The sequence below is a fragment of the Bradyrhizobium sp. CCBAU 45394 genome (genome assembly GCF_028128655.1).
GTDB classification, from domain to species: Bacteria; Pseudomonadota; Alphaproteobacteria; order Rhizobiales; family Xanthobacteraceae; genus Bradyrhizobium; species Bradyrhizobium diazoefficiens.
Window position 1 is genome coordinate 38294 of the sequence record NZ_LBIX01000151.1, and the last position, 17723, is coordinate 56016.

The following is a 17723-nucleotide window of genomic DNA, read 5'->3' on the forward strand; positions in this document are numbered from 1 at the left end:
GTTCGAGCGGGTTGGTATGCGGCAGCGCTGATTGACACGAGCAGTGTCAGCGCTACGTTGCCGGATTAGAAAGAACAAGAATAAGGGCAGGGAATCGCCGTGAAACCCGTCATTGCATCTTGAGCACATCCGCGCTCGCGCCATTCCGCATCCGCAACTATCGCTTCCAGTGGCCGTCCGACCTGCTCACCTCCTGGGCGTTCGAGATCGAAACGCTGGTGCTCGGCTGGTACATCCTGGTCGAGACCGGATCGGTGCTGCTGCTGACCATTCTCGCCTCGCTGCAATATGTGGGAACGCTGGTTGCGCCGGTGCTCGGGATGATCGGCGACCGCATGGGTCATCGCGATCTCCTTGTCGTGCTGCGCCTCACCTATACGGCGCTCGCCTCGACCATCATGGTGCTGGCACTGACCGGCCGTCTGGCGCCACTCAACGTCATGATCATCGTTGCAATCATGGGCCTGATCCGCTCCTCCGATCTCGGCATTCGCAGCGCGCTGCTCGCCGACATCATGCCGGCCAAGCAGCTGGTGGGCGCGATCGGCCTGTCACGGACGACCCAGGACAGCGCCCGCATTGCCGGAGCGCTGACAGGCGCCGGCCTCTTCGCCGTGCTCGGCATTGGGTTGGTGTATGCGGCAGTCGCCAGCCTCTACCTCGTGGCCGCGATTCTCATGTCCTGCCTGACCCGACCGGAAAGGACCGTTGCCACGATGGACCTGCCGGCGAACAGCCGCGCCGTTTCAAAACTGCTCGACGAGCTGAAGGAAGGGATTGTCTACGCCTGGAATGGCCCTGGAATGGGCGCCGCGCTGTGCGTCGCCTTCCTCGCCAATCTCACCGCATTTCCCTTCACGGGCGGATTGCTGCCCTACATCGCGCGGGACATCTTTCATACAGACCAGACCGGGCTCGGCTATCTCTCGGCCAGCTTCGCCGTCGGCTCGCTGATCGGCTCCATCACGCTCAGCCTGGTCGGCGGCCTGCGCATTGCCCGGCTTCTGATCGGCGCGACGCTGGCCTGGTACGCCATGCTGCTGGTGTTCGTCGAAATCAGGACCATGCCGGTGGCCATGGCCTGCCTCGCTCTCGCCGGCATCGCCCAGAGCATGTCGATGATATCGGCCGCCGTGATCCTGATGCGCACGGCGAGCGCGCATCTGCGCGGCCGTGTCATGGGCGTCCGCATGATGGTGATCTACGGCTTGCCGCTCGGATTGCTCGCGGCCGGCAGCCTGATCGACCTCATCGGCTATTCCGCGACGGGCTCGCTCTATGCCGTCTCGGGGTTCATCGCGATGGCGGCGATCGCGGTGCGCTGGCGCGCGGACCTCTGGCCCCTGCACGCCCCCGCCAATGCGCGATGACGGGGCGCCCTAGTCCCCGTACCCGCGCAGCCGCTCGATATCGAGGATGGTGACGCCGCCATATTCGAGTCGCAGCAGGCCCTCCTTCTCCAGCCGGTTCAGCGCGCGATTGGCGTTCTGGCGGGACATGCCGGAGAGCGCCCCGATCTCCTCCTGGGTGATCTCCAGATGCGCGGTCGATTCCGGATAGAGGATCGGGTTGAACAACGAGGCGATGCCGCGCGCGAGGCGCGAGGTCGCATCGAGCGTACGGTTGACCTCGAGCATGCCGATGAACTGGCCGAGCCGCTCGTTGAGCTGGCGGACCAGGAAGCGGTTGAAGCCGACGCTGTTCTCGAACAGCCACATGAAGGCGCTGCGCTCCATCAGCGCGACACGGCTGTTGCGCAGCGCGACCACGTCGTAGCGGCGCGGCTCGTTCTTGAGCACGCTGCCCTCGCCGAACCAGGCCCCCGCAGTCAGCCCGGCAAGGCTCGCCTCCTTGCCGTCGCGCGACACCCCGCCCATCCGGGCAAGGCCAAAGACCATGCCGGCCCAATAGCCGAACGTGTCGCCGCGCATGAACACAGCCTCGCCGATGCCGTAGGACCGCTCCGTGATTCCGGCGCGAGCGACCTCGATCTCCGCTTGCGTGAGCTCGCGCGACCAAGCGGCGATGCGCTTCAGTTGATCCTCTGAAATCATGATCCCGAAGCCAGCCGCACCGTTTCGTCACTCCGCCCTTCTGTTGCACTGCAACACGACCGCATCGACCGCCATCCGACGAAAGATGAAGGCCGCCTCGCCTGAAAAACTTTGTCGCAGAATTGTCAGGCCGGAGACATTTCAAAATAGCGCTTTCCCCTATTGAGGGCCACCTCGGGCGATGCGGCTTTTGATCCCTAACGGGAGCGAGAGCCTCGCGGGTCCGGTCGAGACCAATAGCTGCATGGTCTGGCCGGCACGACCGTACTAGGATCGCCCGACAGGAACCGACGAAGAGCGCCACAGAAAGCGCCATCACCGGGGAGGGACTTGTTTGGTGGCTACCAGTCTTGAAGTGCGCGGCGTGTCTTTGCGGTTCGGCGGCGTCCGTGCGCTGACCGATGTCGGCTTCGCCATCAAGGAGGGCGAGCTGTTCTCGATCATCGGCCCCAACGGGGCCGGCAAGACCTCGATCGTGAACTGTATTTCCGGCCGCTACAAGCCGACCGAGGGCCAGCTGTTCTATCAGGGCCGCGACATCACCGGCCTGACGCCGAACGCCCGCGCCTCGCTCGGCATCGGCCGCACCTTCCAGAACCTAGCCCTGTTCCACCACATGAGCGTGCTCGACAACATCATGGTCGGCCGCCATCACCTGTTGAAGAACAATTTCCTCACGGGCTCGCTCTACTGGCTCACCGGCGCGCGCAAGGAAGAGCTCGCGCATCGCCGCAAGGTCGAGGAGATCATCGACTTCCTCGACCTCCAGTCGGTGCGGAAAGCGCAAGCCGGCACCCTCTCCTATGGCCTGCGCAAGCGCGTCGAGCTCGCCCGCGCCATGGCGCTGGAGCCGCGCCTCATCCTCCTCGACGAGCCGATGGCCGGCATGAATTTCGAGGAGAAGGAGGACATGGCCCGCTACATCGTCGATCTCAACGAGGAATTCGGGATGACGGTGGTGATGATCGAGCACGACATGGGCGTGGTGATGGACATCTCCCACCGCGTCATGGTGCTGGATTTCGGCCGCAAGATCGCCGAGGGCGATCCGGGTGCGGTGCTCGCCGATCCCCACGTCAGGCGCGCCTATCTCGGCGAGGAGGACGAGGTGCTGGTCGATCCGGACGATGCGCCGCCGGCGCAGGAGAGCGCGGCATGATGGATTATGCAGGCCGCGTCGCGCAGGCCGATACCTATCCCAAAATGCTCCGGCTCAACGCCAGGGAGCATGGCAACGAGATTGCGCTGCGCGAAAAGGATCTCGGGCTGTGGCGTGTCTTCACCTGGAACGACTACCAGACGCGCGTGCGCGATTTCGCGCTCGGCCTCGTCGAGCTCGGCCTTGGCCACAACGACGTCATCGGCATCATCGGCGACAACCGGCCGGACTGGGTCGCCGCGGAAATCGCCACCCACGCGATCGGCGGCCTGAGCCTCGGGCTCTACCGCGACGTGCTGGACGAAGAAGCCTCCTATCTCCTCAATTACGGCGAGGCGCAGCTGGTCTTCGCCGAGGATGAGGAGCAGGTCGACAAGTTGCTCACCCTCGCCGACCGCGTGTCGCGGCTGAAGCACATCATCTATTCCGACCCGCGCGGCATGCGGAAATATGACGACCCCAGGCTGCTGTCGGCGGAGAAATTCGCCGAGCTCGGCCGCGCCCGCGCTGCGCGCGAGCCTGGGCTTTACGACAAGCTCGTCGACGCCACCAAGGGCGAGGATGTCGCGATCCTCTGCACCACGTCAGGCACCACCTCGCATCCAAAACTCGCAATGCTCGCCGCCGGCCGCGTGCTCGGCCATTGCGCGACCTATCTCGCCTTCGATCCGAAGGGACCCGACGACGAATACGTCTCGGTGCTGCCGCTGCCGTGGATCATGGAGCAGGTCTATGTGCTCGGCAAAGGCCTGCTCTGCCGGATGAAGATCAACTTCGTCGAAGAGCCCGACACGATGATGAACGATCTGCGCGAGATCGCGCCGACCTTCGTGCTGTTCGCCCCGCGCGTCTGGGAATCGATCGCCGCCGACGTCCGCGCCAAGGTGATGGACGCCACGCCCTTCAAGCAGCGCCTGTTCGATATCGGGATGAAGTCGGGCCTGGCCGCGCTTGCTGACGGCAAGCGCTCGGGCTTTGCCGACGCCATCCTGTTTCGCGCGCTGCGCGACCGGCTCGGCTTCACCCGCCTGCGCTCGGCTGCGACGGGCGGCGCGGCGCTCGGGCCCGATACCTTCAAGTTCTTCCAGGCGATGGGCGTGCCGCTGCGCACTCTCTACGGCCAGACTGAGCTGTTGGGAGCCTACACGCTGCATCCCGAGGGCAAGGTCGATCCTGACACCACGGGCGTGCCGATGGCCGACAGCGTCGAGATCCGCATCGACAATGCCGACGTCCACGGCGTCGGCGAGATCGTGGTGCGGCATCCCAACATGTTCCTCGGCTATTACAAGAACCCGGAGGCAAGCGTTGCCGACATCAAGGACGGCTGGATGCTGTCGGGCGATGCCGGCTATTTCAACGCCAACCGGCAGCTCGTCGTCATCGACCGCATCAAGGATCTCGCCGAGACCTCGCGCGGCGAGCGCTTCTCGCCGCAATTCATCGAGAACAAGCTGAAGTTCTCGCCCTATATCGCCGAAGCCGTGGTGCTCGGCGCGGGCCGCGACGCGCTCGCGGCGATGATCTGCATCCGCTACTCCATCATCTCGAAATGGGCGGAGAAGAACCGCCTCTCCTTCACGACCTACAGCGACCTCGCCTCGCGGCCCGAGGTTTACACGCTGCTCCAGAAGGAGGTCGAGACCGTCAACGCCACGCTGCCGCCGGCGCAGCGCATCTCGCGCTTCCTGCTTCTCTACAAGGAGCTCGATGCCGACGACGGCGAGCTCACCCGCACGCGAAAGGTTCGCCGCAGCGTCATCAACGAGAAATACGCCGGCATCATCGACGCGATCTACCGCGGCGATGCCGTCATCCCCGTCGACACCGTGATCCGCTTCCAGGACGGCACCACGCAGAGGGTGCGCACCGCGCTGCGGGTGGTGGATCTGGGCCGACCCGGGCAATTGGCGGAGGCGGCGGAGTGATGTCGCTTCCAATGCAGACCGCACCAGCAATCGATCCCCCCTCCCTGCGCAAGCGGGGAGAGGCGAAGGATAGCATAACATGAACACCGCCTTCCTCATCCAGCTCCTGGTCAACGGCCTCGTGGTCGGCACGCTCTATGGCGTGGTCGCGATGTCATTCGTGCTGATCTACAAGGCGACGCAGGTCGTCAATTTCGCGCAAGGCGAGCTGCTGCTGGTCGGCGCCTGGGTGTGCTGGGCCTTGCTTGCGAAATACCAGGTGCCGTTCTGGATCGGCATGCCGATGACGCTGGTGTTCATGTTCGTGTTCGGCATCGCCATCCAGGTCCTGATCCTGCGGCCGATGATCGGCGAGCCCATCATCTCGGTGATCATGGTGACGATCGGCCTCTCGACGGTGCTCCAGGCCACGCTGAAATGGATGTTCGGCGTCAACCCGCAGCCGTTCCCGCGCGTGTTCGAGAGCCAGTCCGTCAGCTTGTTCGGGCTTCAGATCCAGACCGTCTATGTCATGAGCCTGGTGGTCTCGGTCGCCATGATGATCGGCATGGCCTGGTTCTTCCGCGCATCCAAATACGGCCTTGCGATGCGCGCCACCGCGTTCAACCAGCAGGTCGCGCAGTCGCTCGGCATTTCCGTGAAAAGCGTGTTCGCGATGGCCTGGGCGATCTCGGCAACGGTGTCAGCGGTCGCCGGAGTCGTGGTCGCCGTGGTGAACGGGGTGTCCTCGGGCCTCGCCGCCTACGGCATCAAGGTCTTTCCGGCGGCGATCCTCGGCGGGCTCGATTCCGTCGGCGGCGCCGTGCTCGGCGGCATCATCATCGGCTTGCTCGAGAACGTCGCGCAATATGTCGACAGCGAGTATCTGCACTGGGGCAATCTCTACGAGATCGCACCGTTCTACGTCCTCATCATCGTGCTGATGATCAAGCCCTACGGCTTGTTCGGCACCCACGACATCGAGCGGATCTGACCCATGGCCGGCCCTGCCCTCATACCTGCTGGTGATTTCCGCACCTCCTATGCGGCCGACACCACGATCTTCCCGACGGCGACCAGCCGCAATTTTGCGATCGTAGGCGTGCTGCTGCTCTGCCTCGTGCCGCAATTCCTTGGCGGCTACTGGCTCAGCATTCTGATCCAGATCGGCATCTTCTCGATCGCGGCGCTCGGGTTGAACATCCTGGTCGGCTTCACCGGCCAGATCTCGATCGGGCATGCCGCCTTCTTCCTGCTCGGTGCCTTCACCTCGGCCTACATCTCCAACAATGCGCCGATCCCGGTGTTTTTCGCGATCCCGCTCGCAGGCGTCGTCACCGCGCTGGTCGGGCTGGTCTTCGGCATTCCGGCGGCGCGGCTGAAGGGACTCTACCTCGTCATCGCGACGCTCGCCGCGCAATATATCCTGCTCGACTTCTTCTCGCGCGCCGAATGGTTCACCGGCGGCTCGGTGCCGGCCAGCGCCAATCCGTTCTCGATCTTCGGCTTCACGTTGCGCGGCGACAAGCAGTATTTCTACGTCGTGCTGGCCTATGTGCTGGCGAGCTACATCCTCGTCACCAATCTGATGCGCACGCGCGACGGCCGCGCGCTGGTGGCGATCCGCGACCATTATCTCTCCGCGGAGATCATGGGCATCAACCTCACCAAATACCGCACGCTGTCGTTCGGCCTCGCCGCCTTCTTCGCCGGCATCGCCGGCGCGCTCTATGCGCACTACCAGCTCGTGGTCTCGCAGGAAGGTTTCGGCATCGAGCGCTCGATCCTGTTCCTGGCGATGATCATCATCGGCGGCACCGGCTCTATCATGGGCACGCTGATGGGCACCGCCTTCGTGGTGCTGCTGCCGGAGTCGATGGAATTCCTCAGCATCTACTTGAAGGGCGGCGCGATCGACAAGGCGCTGTCGCTCAACAACAACATCACCTTCCTGCGCGAGATCGCGATCGGGGTGATCATCATCGCGTTCCTGATGTTCGAGCCTGACGGGCTCGCGCATCGCTGGCGGCAGATCAAGGCGTACTGGAAACTCTACCCGTTCTCGCATTGAGAACGGGCAACTTACTAACCAACGAATAAACAGGAGGAGGCAACCAATGAAGACAAAATCCTTTTTGAGCACTGCATCGCTCGCGCTGGTGATCGCATTCTCGGCGAGCGCGCAGGCGCAGATCGCGATCGGGCATCTCGCCGACTATTCCGGCGGCACCTCCGACGTCGGCACGCCCTACGGCCAGGCGGTCGTCGACACCTTCGCCTGGGTCAACAAGAACGGCGGCGTCGGCGGCAAGCAGCTCAACGTCGACACCAACGACTACGGCTACCAGGTGCCGCGCGCGATCGCGCTCTACAAGAAATGGTCGGCTCCGGACAGCAAGGTCGCAGCGATCATGGGCTGGGGCACCGCCGACACCGAGGCGCTGACCGGCTTCCTCGCCCAGGACAAGATCCCCGATCTCTCCGGCTCCTATGCCGCCGCGCTGACCGATCCCGAAGGCGTCAGCGGCAAGGCCAAACCCGCTCCTTACAATTTCTTCTACGGCCCAAGCTATTCGGACTCGCTGCGCGCGATGCTGATGTGGGCGGCCGAGGACTGGAAGGCCAAGGGCAAGCCCGGCAAGCCGAAATTCGTGCACATGGGCGCCAACCATCCTTATCCGAACGCGCCGAAGGCCGCAGGCGAAGCCATGGCGCAGGAGCTCGGCTTCGAGGTGCTGCCGCCGCTGGTGTTCGCGCTCACACCGGGTGACTACAGCGCGCAGTGCCTGAGCCTGAAATCCTCCGGTGCCAACTACGCCTATCTCGGCAACACCGCGGCTTCCAACATCTCCGTCCTGAAGGCTTGCAAGACCGCCGGCGTCGAGATTCAGTTCCTCGGCAATGTCTGGGGCATGGACGAGAACGCCGCCAAGACCGCCGGAGACGCCGCCAACGGCGTGATCTTCCCGCTGCGCACCGCGGTGAGCTGGGGTGGCGATGCGCCCGGCATGAAGACGGTGATGGAGATCTCCAAGATATCCGACCCCACCGGCAAGGTCTACCGGCCCGTGCATTACGTCGCGGCGGTCTGCTCGGCGCTCTACATGAGGGAGGCGCTCGAGTGGGCTGCCAAGAACGGCGGAGCGACCGGCGAGAACGTCGCCAAGGGCTTCTACCAGAAGAAGGACTGGGTGCCGGCCGGAATGGACGGCGTCTGCAATCCCTCGACCTGGACCGACAAGGACCACCGCGGCACGCTGAAGGTCGACCTCTATCGCACCAAGATCGCGGGTGCGACCGACGGCGACCTCAACGATCTCATGGCCAAGGGCACGATCAAGCTCGAGAAGGTCAAGACCGTCGAGCTGCCGCGCAAAGCGGAATTGCTGGGGTGGTGATTTCGATCTCGGACGTCATGGCCGGGAAAAGCGCGAAGCGCGTCTTCGCGCAGACGTCCCGGCCATCCACGTCTGACCAATCGGCACGAAGAACGTGGATGCCCGGGACAAGCCCGGGCATGACGAGCGCACCAAATTGGCGGCACACCTAATGACCGAAATTCACGAAGCCACTCGTCCCTCGCCCAGTATAGTGCCCGCGCCACCCCTTCTCGGCGTGCGTAATATCGAGGTCGTCTATGACGACGTCATCCTGGTGCTGCGCGGCCTCAGCCTCGACGTGCCCAAGGGCGCGATCGTGGCGCTGCTCGGGGCCAATGGCGCCGGCAAGTCGACGACGCTGAAGGCGATCTCGGGGCTGCTTAAGACCGAGGACGGCGAGGTCACGCGCGGCGAGATCCTGTTCGAGGGCGAGCGGATCAACGGCACCGATCCCGACAAGATCGTCCGCCGCGGCATCTTCCAGGTGATGGAGGGCCGCCGCATCATCGCCGACATGACGTCGCTGGAGAACCTCAAGCTCGGCGCCTTCACCCGCAGGGACCGCGAGGTCGATGCCGACATCGACATGGTCTTCAACTATTTCCCGCGCCTGAAGGAGCGCACCGGCCTTGCCGGCTATCTCTCCGGCGGCGAGCAGCAGATGCTCGCGATCGGCCGCGCGCTGATGGCACGCCCCAAGATGATCCTGATGGACGAACCGTCGATGGGCCTGTCGCCGCTGCTGGTGAAGGAGGTGTTTTCCATCATCCAGAAGATCAACCGCGACCTCGGCGTCACGATCCTGCTGGTCGAGCAGAACGCGCGCGCCGCGCTGTCGGTGGCGAGCCACGGCTACATCATGGAGCAGGGCAAGGTCGTGCTCGACGGCACCGCGGACGAATTGCGCGACAACGAGGACGTCAAGGAATTCTACCTCGGCGGCGCCGGCGACCAGCGCAAGAGCTTCAAGAACCTCAAGAGCTTCAAGCGGCGCAAGCGCTGGCTTTGACAAAGCGTTTTCAAGCGAAGTGGGAACCGGTTCGCGTGAAGAAAACGCGTCAAAACAAAAGAGTCTTACTCCAACACCTGCTCCGCTTCCGTGACTGCGCAGAGAACATGATAGAACGACGACGCAGGAATGGTGTCGACCAGCGATTTGCCGTCGCGATCGAACTGGTCGTACCAGCCGCCCCGCACGGGATGGCTGAGATAATGCCGCTCGAGCCGCACCAGGGCCGCGCGGGCCTCATCCGCGGCGCCCGCCTCGCCGGACTCGGCCTGTGCAATCCACGCCTTCGCGATCTCGGTCTGCGGCCACAGCCGGCGCGTGCTGCGGCGGATGTTGCCGGTGGCATCACCCTCGTCGATCAGGCAGCCCGTCGCCTCGTCGCGATAGCGCAGCGCGGTCGCCAGCAGCTCCGCACGCCGCTGCCCGGTCGGGCAGCCCGTGATGCGCTCAAATCCCTTCAGCAGCCAGACCCACTCCGCCTGATGGCCAGGCTCGACGCTGACCGGCTCGATCTTCGACCAATCCTCCTCGAAGTACTCCGACAAGACGTGCCTCTGCTTGTCGTAGAGGTTGGCGAGGAACAGCGCGAAGAACTCGCCGGCGCGATTCTGGAACGACAGATCGTGGGTCGCGTCGAAGCACGCGATCATCGCCTCGAACAGGTGCATGTGCGGGTTCTGCCGGCGCGGCAGCGAGATCGGCAACCCCTCGTGGACGCCGCCGTGCGGCGAGCGCAGGTGGCCGTCGAGGAAGGCGAGCAGCGTGTCGATCTCGGCGCGAACCTGCGCGTCCTTGTCGAGCACATAGACGGTCGCAAGCGCAAACAGAATGAAGGCGTGGTCGTAGGCGTCGCGCCGACCATCCATCACAGCGCCCTCCGGCGTCAGCCGGTGCACATAGCCGGGCCTGCCGTCGGGCGCCTTCGCGCGTGCCAGCAGGTGCTCCAGCCCCTTCAGCGCGATGGCGCGCCCCTCGGGATACCAGCCCATCTGTGCCGCCTTGGCGTAGCAGTAGATCTGGCGGGCCTGCACGAACACGCGCCGCGGCGCGGCGGCATCCGCCGTGCCGTCGCGGTGCAGCCGGTCGATGAAGCCGCCCGCGACAGGGTCCCAGCCGACGGTCGACCACAGCGGCATGGCGTCGTCGATCATGCGGCGCTTCAGGCGCGCGACGACGCCAGCCGTCTCCTCCGCCGCCTTGATCCGTTCGTCCGCCATCTCGCGCTCTCCACATCCCGACAATGGCCGTCTGATACCCATGCCAGCGGCGGCGAGCAACGGATGCCAACCCGGAAAGATCAGCCATGACCGCCCATTACGACGCCCTCGAGACGCGCGAGCAAGCCGCGCGCGAGGCCGAGCTGTTTTCGCGCCTGCCGGGCGTGCTGCGCAGCGCGATGACGGCGCCCGCCTATGCCGAGCGGCTCAAAGGTGTGGATCCGGCCACGGTGACCACGCGCGCGGCGCTGGCGCGCCTGCCGGTGCTGCGCAAGTCGGAACTGCCGGCCCTGCACAAGGCCTCCGCGCCCTTCGGCGGCTTCGTGGCGGCGGCACCGGGCTCGTTCGCCCGGCTCTTCACCTCCCCGGGCCCGATCTTCGAGCCGGAGGGCCGGCAGGCCGATCCCTGGCGCGGGGCACGGGCGCTGTTCGCGGCCGGGTTCCGGCCCAATGACATCGTGCTCAACACCTTCAGCTACCACCTCACCCCCGGCGGCTTCATCTTCGATGCTTCGGCGCGCGCGCTCGGCTGCGCGGTGATCCCGGCCGGGCCCGGCAATACCGAGCAGCAATTCGAGCTGATCGAGGCCTACCGGCCGGTCGGCTATAGCGGCACGCCCGACTTCCTGAAGATCCTGCTCGATGCAGCGGCGACCGCGGGCCGCGACGTCTCCTCGATCAAGCGTGCGCTGGTCTCGGGTGCGGCCTTCCCGCCCTCGCTCCAGGCCGAGATCAAGGCGCGCAGCATCGACGCCTACCAGGCCTTCGGCACCGCCGATCTCGGCCTCATCGCCTTCGAGACGGAGGCGCGCGAGGGCATGGTCGTGAACGAAGGCCTGATCATGGAGATCGTCAAGCCCGGCACCGGCGATCCCGTTGCGGAAGGCGATGTGGGCGAGATCGTCGTCACCTCGCTCGACCCGCACCATCCCTGGATCCGCCTCGCGCTCGGCGACCTCACCGCGGCGCTGCCGGGCCCGAGCAGATGCGGTCGCACCAACATGCGGATCAAGGGCTGGATGGGCCGCGCCGACCAGACCACCAAGGTCAAGGGCATGTTCGTCCGTCCCGAGCAGGTCGCCGAGATCAGCAAGCGGCATTCCGCACTCGGCCGCCTGCGTCTCGTCGTCACGCGCCAGGACGAGACCGATGCGATGACGCTGAAGGCGGAAACGGCGGCAGCAAGCGAGGCTCTGCGCGAGGAGATCGCGGGCACGCTGCGGATGGTGACCAAGCTCGGTGGCGCGGTCGAGCTGGTCGGCCCCGGCACATTGCCGAATGACGGCAAGGTTATCGCGGACGAGCGGTAACGCTAGAAACCCAATTCCCCGCGAACAGGGAATTCTGCAGGGAAAAATATCTCGCGCAGGGGCTGCGACGGCGTCAAACATGCGCTAATTGCCTTGAAATCTTGAGCATCTGGGCAGCGAAGCCGCGAAACGGAACAGGGAAATTGCGGTGGAGAACAAGGAATCTGTTCGCTGCGAGCACGGAACAGTATTCGCACGATTAGACCGTCGTTCTACGGTCCGCATTAGCCCGGTGCTGAGCTCATGGGTACGGCACCAAGAAGCCGAAATAGGGCGATGGGCACGGGCTGCATCTGAAATTGAGTTTCATCGAGCGGATCGCGCTGGCCCCGGGAATGGACACGTGCCACGCCCTTTGCTGTTGGTGAGAGCTCGGGCATGACCAGGTTATGGAGCGACGCTTGGCTAATTGCGCATCCCTTGGTCAGCCATCCGGCGTATCGGGCAGCCGGGTCTCCTGTCTCTTGCAGAACGCCCGCACCATGATTAGGAGCCCTCGTTGTCGCCCCCTGAGGATGCTTCGTATTCCTTGCGGGGCTTCGTGAGGATCGAGTCGAGCGTCCCTGGCTGGCTCTCGCTCTGGTCGACCTCTTGTCCTCTCATCCGGCGCGCCCATCGCCTCAGCGCGTCGTAGCCCTCAAGCAACGGCGGCGTTAACGAGAAGAACATTCCAAGGCCCATTGCGATGATTATGTGCCGCAGCGATGGAGGAGGATCATCGTCCGGTTGGCGATCGTCGGCCCTGACGGCTGCCAGCCTGAAAGCTCCGGCTCTTTGACCGGAAGCTCGTGGCTTGCGCGGCGGGATCATGAAAACGACGAACAAGACGTTAATCAACACCCAGACACCGAGTACGATCAATAGCGTCCGCATCAACTAAATTCCAGTTTGGGCGATGGAGAAAGAGACTGGTTCTGAACTAAAATATTTTAGTACCGAAGTATTTCTAATGCCAACGCAATACTGACAAACCGCTATCACGAATGATCTTAAGCTTACTGCTGCTCAATCGGTGTGCAGGTATTTCTCGCGGTCTTCGTCGCCCGATTCAGCTGCCTTCGCGTACGGCTAATCGGATCGGCGCGCCGACGCTTGTCCAGTTCGTGCTCACGCCGATCGAGCAGCGGCCCACACTTTTCGCCCTGGCGAGGATGCGGGCGACCATAAGTACAACGAGATATCGAGCGAACACGCTATTCGGGGCACTTACGTTGACCGCTTAGTGACCGTGGATGGTGAGAGGCGCTTTCCAATCGAAGCAAAAGCAATCGGCGTTGAGCTAAAAGACAGTCATGTGAAGCAGGCGATAGTCGGCTATCTGAAACTCGAATCGGGCCAGTGAGGAACCTCATTGGTGGGCCGGGATCGACGCAAGCTCTGGCGCACCATCGCGTAGCGCACAAAAAGGCCGATGGTGATGGCGACAGCCAGCAATGGGAAGATATAGTTCATGTAGGTCTCCAAGACATCGAAGTAGCGATACATACCGTCCAATTGGGTCGATTCCACAGGCTCGACAGTTAATCAGCTGCCTGGGGGCCATCGATCTTGTGGTCCTCGTCAGTTGTTCCGCTTCCCGCGTTTGAGCCTGCGGCTGTCGGGAAAGGGCAACTCCCCCCTGAACGTTCAAGATCGACAGAGCTCTCATTGTTAGCCCCAATCACCGCCGAGTTCAGACGTAGCCTAAAACCTCTCAGGGAATCCTGAGCCCTGGCTAATCCGGATCTTGAAAAGATAGCCATGCCTTTATGCAAGGACTGAATGAATTCGGCAAAACCAGAACCTAAAGTACATTCCATAAGGTAAGCCCTGCCGATAAGTCTCAATCCGCTGTTCCCGCGGCCCGCGGTGTGACCGTGCGGGAATCGTTGGACCAATCAGCCAACAACGGGGTGATGAACGTATGGAGGTTTGACCCATCGAACAGATAGGCTGGAAGTCCGGCCGCTTGCGCCGCAGCAAGGTCACTCTGCTTGTCCCCGATCATGAAGCTAGCATCGATATTCACCTCGTACCGCTCAAGCAGGCCTCTAATCATCCCTGGCTGCGGCTTACGACAGTTGCAGAGGACACGGTAGCGCTCAATCAGGCCGTCGGGGTGGTGGGGGCAGAACTCAAACGCATCGATATGCGCACCAACGATAGCAAGCTCGCGCGACATCCATTCGTGAAAATTGCGAACATGCCGCTCCTCGTAAAACCCCCTCGCAATTCCTGATTGGTTCGTTACGACAAAAGCAAAATACCCGGCGTGATTAACTGCTCTTACGGCCTGTTGGGCTCCTTCTACCCACCGGATCTTGTCCGGATCAAAAGCATAGCCATCGTCCTCGTTGAGGACGCCATCGCGGTCAAAAAAAACTGCTGGACGCATTAAATCTCACTGGCCCAAGTTGGATGGGAACACGGGCGATCTTCCGACAATCCCTGCTTCATATCAATACTGCAGGGCTCTTCAATATCAAGGCAAGGCGCCCGCGCCTGGAGGCGGTCAGGCCGTCGATATGTCGACCGCCCATCAACGGGCCGGTCTTGCAGCGATCTACCTTCGAACCCGGCGCGCGGCTACATGGCCAAACTTTCCTACCACATAGCAGCGCTGCCGCATGCTGCGGCACAAGCTACTCAGCGCATACCGCCAAAAGGCCGTCGAGAAGTCACCCCGACGCATCGATATGCCGGGCATGCCTTGGCACTTACAAGACGCCGCGGAGATCGAGACGGTCAAGAACGTACTTGATTTGCAGCTCAGCCCATCTTCCGCAGCCGACATTGAAGCCAAGCTTCGATCCTACGGATTCGATCAGCGCACCCTGAACACAGAAGTCTGTGTCCAGGCCAGAGAGATCTTGTCCCTGTGTTTGAAGCGCCGCTGAACGGAACTAAACTACGACGTCTGCTGCTGCTAAAGGAGATCTCGGGCGCCCGAGCACCGCTATGCATGGATCTAGATCGTCTTTGACATGGAACGCTTTTACCATGTCGTTGCTTCTTGGCATCTTGCAAAGCTTACCTTTTCAAGGAGAAATCGACGGAAAGATAAGCAGCCAAAGCGATATCCGTGCCGCGCAAAGCACATTAAGATCACGGAAGATTTGTCGCGAATCTGGCGGAATGATCCGTTCGAGAAATCGATCATCTTTCGCAATCATGATCACTCGCAATCGCTGCATTTACTTATGCGACAAATACGTTGCATAGGCGAGCTTCAGGCCATGCTCAAGGGATGTCGTTGCGCGCCAGCCGAGCTTTGCGAGCCGGCTGACGTCGAGCAGCTTGCGCGGCGTACCGTCGGGCCGCGAGGTGTCGAAAGAGATCTCGCCGCTGTAACCAACGACCTCGGCAACGACGCGCGCGAATTCGGCGATGGTGATGTCCTCGCCGGTGCCGATATTGACCAGTTCCGCACCGGAATAGGTCTTCATCAGGTGCACACAGGCATCGGCCATGTCGTCGACATAGAGGAACTCGCGCCGCGGCGTGCCGGTGCCCCACACGACGACACCCTTGGCACCCGCAACCTTCGCCTCGTGAAAGCGGCGGATCAGCGCGGCGACGACGTGGCTCATCTCAGGGTGATAGTTGTCGCCGGGGCCGTAGAGATTGGTCGGCATCACGCTGATGAAGTCGCATCCATACTGGCTGCGATAGGCCTCGGCCATCTTGATGCCGGCGATTTTTGCAATTGCATAGGGCTCGTTGGTCGGCTCCAGCGGACCTGACAGGACCGAGTCCTCGCGCAGAGGCTGGGCTGCCAGCTTCGGATAGATGCAGGAGGAGCCGAGAAACATCAGCTTTTCGACGCCGTTCCGATGCGCGGCGTGGATCACGTTCGCCGCGATCGCGATGTTGTCGTAGATGAACTCGGCGCGCAGCGTGTTGTTGGCGACGATGCCGCCGACTTTCGCCGCCGCGAGGAACACGACCTGCGGCCGCACCTTTGCGAACCAGTCGAACACGGCGGCCTGGTTGCAGAGATCGACCTCGCGACGGTCCGCGGTGACGAGCTTGACATCCTCTCCTGCGAGCCGGCGCACCAGCGCGCTGCCGACCATGCCGCGATGGCCGGCGACGTAGACGCTTCTGCCCTTCAGCTCAAACGGAGCGTTTGTCATGGGCAGCGTCCCGTTTCGCCTGTGCCAGATCGCTCGCCATCATCTCCTCGACGAGCTGGGCAAAGCTCCGCTTCGGCTTCCAGCCGAGCACCTCGCGCGCCTTGCTGGCATCACCGATGAGGAGATCGACCTCGGTCGGGCGGAAATAGGTCGGATCGATCTTCACCACCGTCTTGCCGCTCTTGGCATCGACACCGGTCTCCTCGACGCCTGCGCCACGCCAGGCGATGCGCCGGCCGACCTGCGCGAACGACAATTCGACCATCTCCCGCACCGAGCGCGTCTCACCGGTCGCGAGCACGAAGTCGTCGGGCTTGTCGGCCTGGAGGATCATGTGCATGCCCTCGACATAGTCCTTGGCATGCCCCCAGTCGCGCTTGGCCTCGAGATTGCCGAGATAGAGCGTCTCCTCCAATCCCACCTCGATGCGGGCGACGCCGCGCGTGATCTTGCGCGTGACAAAAGTCTCGCCGCGGATCGGGCTCTCGTGGTTGAAGAGGATGCCGTTGGAGGCGAACATGCCGTAGGCCTCGCGGTAGTTCACCGTGATCCAGTAGCCGTAGAGCTTGGCGACGCCGTAAGGAGAGCGCGGATAGAACGGCGTCGTCTCCTTCTGCGGGATCTCCTGCACGAGACCGTAGAGCTCGGAGGTCGAAGCCTGGTAGAACCGCGTCTCCTTCTCCATGCCGAGGATGCGGATCGCCTCCAGGAGGCGCAGCACGCCGATCGCATCGGCATTGGCGGTGTATTCCGGGCTCTCGAAGCTCACCGCGACGTGGCTCTGGGCGGCAAGATTGTAGATCTCGGTCGGCCGGATCTGCTGCACCAGGCGGATCAGATTGGTCGAGTCGGTCATGTCGCCGTAATGCATCAGGAACGGCACGTTACCGACATGCGGGTCCTGATAGAGGTGATCGACCCGCGCGGTGTTGAACGACGATGAACGCCGCTTGATGCCGTGCACGACATAGCCGAGCGATAACAGATAGTCGGCGAGATAGGCGCCGTCCTGGCCGGTCACGCCGGAGATCAAGGCCACCCGCTTCGTCATACGTTCCTCTGAGCGCGAAATACAATGCTAAATTTGCCACTGATACCATTTGAACATTACCGCGGTCTCGTCAACCCGGAGCACCACCTCCAAATGGAACACTCGAGGTCCGGAACAGCGGTAAAGAAGGAGGTCGGACCAGCTTAACGATTCTCCCGAGCAAGCGGCGTAGCCGGGCTGTGAGGCTCACTCGATGAAGAGGCGATACCGTCAGGAAAACTTCTATACGCGACCTATCTAGGGGCCTTAAGCCGGCGATAGAGAGCACGCTGACCGATAAATTGACTACCGAGAAAGTTCGCGCTGGCATCCGGCGGAGCCTGCAGGTAGCATAGTTGTAACGACATCAATAGTTGTCTCCTCATTCCTGCTTAATTGAGCCAATTGCGGCAGCTACGGGTTCGGGGCATTTAGCCCTTGAGAACCTTGCAACCGCCGATGGATCGTGAGATTTTCAGATACCTTTTTCTCTTTGGGCAAAGCCGTCGCACCGGTAGATGCGAATCCGAGATGAGCGCACT

16 protein-coding genes are annotated in these 17723 nt (G+C 62.8%); 9 read left to right on the top strand and 7 right to left on the bottom strand.

What is annotated here, in order from left to right:
* The first annotated feature begins 119 nt into the window (after positions 1 to 119).
* Entirely contained in the window at positions 120 to 1370 is a 1251-nt protein-coding gene (locus WN73_RS16060; protein ID WP_271553702.1) for an MFS transporter, read from the top strand.
* Between the two features lie 9 nt (positions 1371 to 1379).
* On the opposite strand, the gene WN73_RS16065 is transcribed toward WN73_RS16060, so the two are convergent.
* Positions 1380 to 2054, bottom strand: a complete 675-nt coding sequence (locus WN73_RS16065; protein WP_011088702.1) for a Crp/Fnr family transcriptional regulator — start codon at positions 2052 to 2054, stop codon at positions 1380 to 1382.
* Positions 2055 to 2391: 337 nt separating this feature from the next.
* Between WN73_RS16065 and WN73_RS16070 the strand changes: the two genes are divergently transcribed.
* From WN73_RS16070 to WN73_RS16095, 6 genes are all read left to right on the top strand, one after another.
* A complete protein-coding gene (locus tag WN73_RS16070) occupies positions 2392 to 3213 on the top strand; it encodes an ABC transporter ATP-binding protein (RefSeq protein ID WP_011088703.1) in 822 nt (273 codons plus the stop codon).
* The gene (locus WN73_RS16075) at positions 3210 to 5141 is read left to right on the top strand and encodes a long-chain fatty acid--CoA ligase (protein ID WP_271553703.1); all 1932 of its coding nucleotides are present in this window, start codon (positions 3210 to 3212) and stop codon (positions 5139 to 5141) included. The genes WN73_RS16070 and WN73_RS16075 overlap by 4 nt, the downstream gene beginning before the upstream one ends.
* Before the next feature lie 79 nt (positions 5142 to 5220).
* Positions 5221 to 6114 (top strand): branched-chain amino acid ABC transporter permease, encoded by an 894-nt coding sequence (locus WN73_RS16080; protein ID WP_011088705.1) that lies wholly within the window; start codon positions 5221 to 5223, stop codon positions 6112 to 6114.
* Between the two features lie 3 nt (positions 6115 to 6117).
* Positions 6118 to 7191 carry a branched-chain amino acid ABC transporter permease gene (locus WN73_RS16085; protein ID WP_011088706.1) on the top strand — a complete coding sequence of 358 codons (1074 nt, stop codon included), beginning with the start codon at positions 6118 to 6120 and terminating at the stop codon, positions 7189 to 7191.
* Positions 7192 to 7237: 46 nt separating this feature from the next.
* Positions 7238 to 8518, top strand: coding sequence for an ABC transporter substrate-binding protein (locus tag WN73_RS16090; RefSeq protein WP_271553705.1), 1281 nt, complete (start codon positions 7238 to 7240; stop codon positions 8516 to 8518).
* A gap of 151 nt (positions 8519 to 8669) precedes the next feature.
* Entirely contained in the window at positions 8670 to 9509 is an 840-nt protein-coding gene (locus WN73_RS16095) for an ABC transporter ATP-binding protein (protein ID WP_271553706.1), read from the top strand.
* A 65-nt stretch (positions 9510 to 9574) separates the two neighbouring features.
* On the opposite strand, the gene WN73_RS16100 is transcribed toward WN73_RS16095, so the two are convergent.
* Complete coding sequence (locus WN73_RS16100; RefSeq protein ID WP_271553707.1) at positions 9575 to 10726, bottom strand: AGE family epimerase/isomerase; 1152 nt, start codon at positions 10724 to 10726, stop codon at positions 9575 to 9577.
* Between the two features lie 86 nt (positions 10727 to 10812).
* Here WN73_RS16100 and WN73_RS16105 point away from each other — a divergent pair, with 86 nt between their 5' ends.
* Complete coding sequence (locus WN73_RS16105) at positions 10813 to 12036, top strand: phenylacetate--CoA ligase family protein (protein ID WP_271553708.1); 1224 nt, start codon at positions 10813 to 10815, stop codon at positions 12034 to 12036.
* Positions 12037 to 12522: 486 nt separating this feature from the next.
* On the opposite strand, the gene WN73_RS16110 is transcribed toward WN73_RS16105, so the two are convergent.
* The 3 genes from WN73_RS16110 to WN73_RS16120 form a co-directional block, all read right to left on the bottom strand.
* Positions 12523 to 12909 carry a hypothetical protein gene (locus WN73_RS16110; RefSeq protein ID WP_271553709.1) on the bottom strand — a complete coding sequence of 129 codons (387 nt, stop codon included), beginning with the start codon at positions 12907 to 12909 and terminating at the stop codon, positions 12523 to 12525.
* 441 nt (positions 12910 to 13350) lie between these two features.
* A complete protein-coding gene (locus tag WN73_RS16115) occupies positions 13351 to 13488 on the bottom strand; it encodes a hypothetical protein (protein ID WP_271553712.1) in 138 nt (45 codons plus the stop codon).
* Positions 13489 to 13858: 370 nt separating this feature from the next.
* Complete coding sequence (locus WN73_RS16120) at positions 13859 to 14410, bottom strand: D-glycero-alpha-D-manno-heptose-1,7-bisphosphate 7-phosphatase (protein WP_271553715.1); 552 nt, start codon at positions 14408 to 14410, stop codon at positions 13859 to 13861.
* A 232-nt stretch (positions 14411 to 14642) separates the two neighbouring features.
* Between WN73_RS16120 and WN73_RS16125 the strand changes: the two genes are divergently transcribed.
* Complete coding sequence (locus tag WN73_RS16125; protein ID WP_271553716.1) at positions 14643 to 14912, top strand: hypothetical protein; 270 nt, start codon at positions 14643 to 14645, stop codon at positions 14910 to 14912.
* A 297-nt stretch (positions 14913 to 15209) separates the two neighbouring features.
* On the opposite strand, the gene fcl is transcribed toward WN73_RS16125, so the two are convergent.
* Positions 15210 to 16151 carry a GDP-L-fucose synthase gene (fcl, locus tag WN73_RS16130; RefSeq protein WP_271553717.1) on the bottom strand — a complete coding sequence of 314 codons (942 nt, stop codon included), beginning with the start codon at positions 16149 to 16151 and terminating at the stop codon, positions 15210 to 15212.
* Entirely contained in the window at positions 16132 to 17202 is a 1071-nt protein-coding gene (gene gmd, locus WN73_RS16135) for a GDP-mannose 4,6-dehydratase (protein ID WP_271553718.1), read from the bottom strand. Before gmd ends, fcl begins: the two co-directional genes overlap by 20 nt.
* Positions 17203 to 17723: the final 521 nt, after the last annotated feature.

Coding starts and splice junctions, on each gene's coding strand:
- WN73_RS16115 (WP_271553712.1), bottom strand. CDS start 13,488: ATGAACTATATCTTCCCATTGCTGGCTGTCGCCATCACCATCGGCCTT.
- WN73_RS16105 (WP_271553708.1), top strand. CDS start 10,813: ATGACCGCCCATTACGACGCCCTCGAGACGCGCGAGCAAGCCGCGCGC.
- fcl (WP_271553717.1), bottom strand. CDS start 16,151: ATGACAAACGCTCCGTTTGAGCTGAAGGGCAGAAGCGTCTACGTCGCC.
- WN73_RS16120 (WP_271553715.1), bottom strand. CDS start 14,410: ATGCGTCCAGCAGTTTTTTTTGACCGCGATGGCGTCCTCAACGAGGAC.
- WN73_RS16095 (WP_271553706.1), top strand. CDS start 8,670: ATGACCGAAATTCACGAAGCCACTCGTCCCTCGCCCAGTATAGTGCCC.
- WN73_RS16075 (WP_271553703.1), top strand. CDS start 3,210: ATGATGGATTATGCAGGCCGCGTCGCGCAGGCCGATACCTATCCCAAA.
- WN73_RS16065 (WP_011088702.1), bottom strand. CDS start 2,054: ATGATTTCAGAGGATCAACTGAAGCGCATCGCCGCTTGGTCGCGCGAG.
- WN73_RS16110 (WP_271553709.1), bottom strand. CDS start 12,909: ATGCGGACGCTATTGATCGTACTCGGTGTCTGGGTGTTGATTAACGTC.
- WN73_RS16125 (WP_271553716.1), top strand. CDS start 14,643: ATGCTGCGGCACAAGCTACTCAGCGCATACCGCCAAAAGGCCGTCGAG.
- WN73_RS16085 (WP_011088706.1), top strand. CDS start 6,118: ATGGCCGGCCCTGCCCTCATACCTGCTGGTGATTTCCGCACCTCCTAT.
- WN73_RS16080 (WP_011088705.1), top strand. CDS start 5,221: ATGAACACCGCCTTCCTCATCCAGCTCCTGGTCAACGGCCTCGTGGTC.
- gmd (WP_271553718.1), bottom strand. CDS start 17,202: ATGACGAAGCGGGTGGCCTTGATCTCCGGCGTGACCGGCCAGGACGGC.
- WN73_RS16100 (WP_271553707.1), bottom strand. CDS start 10,726: ATGGCGGACGAACGGATCAAGGCGGCGGAGGAGACGGCTGGCGTCGTC.
- WN73_RS16090 (WP_271553705.1), top strand. CDS start 7,238: ATGAAGACAAAATCCTTTTTGAGCACTGCATCGCTCGCGCTGGTGATC.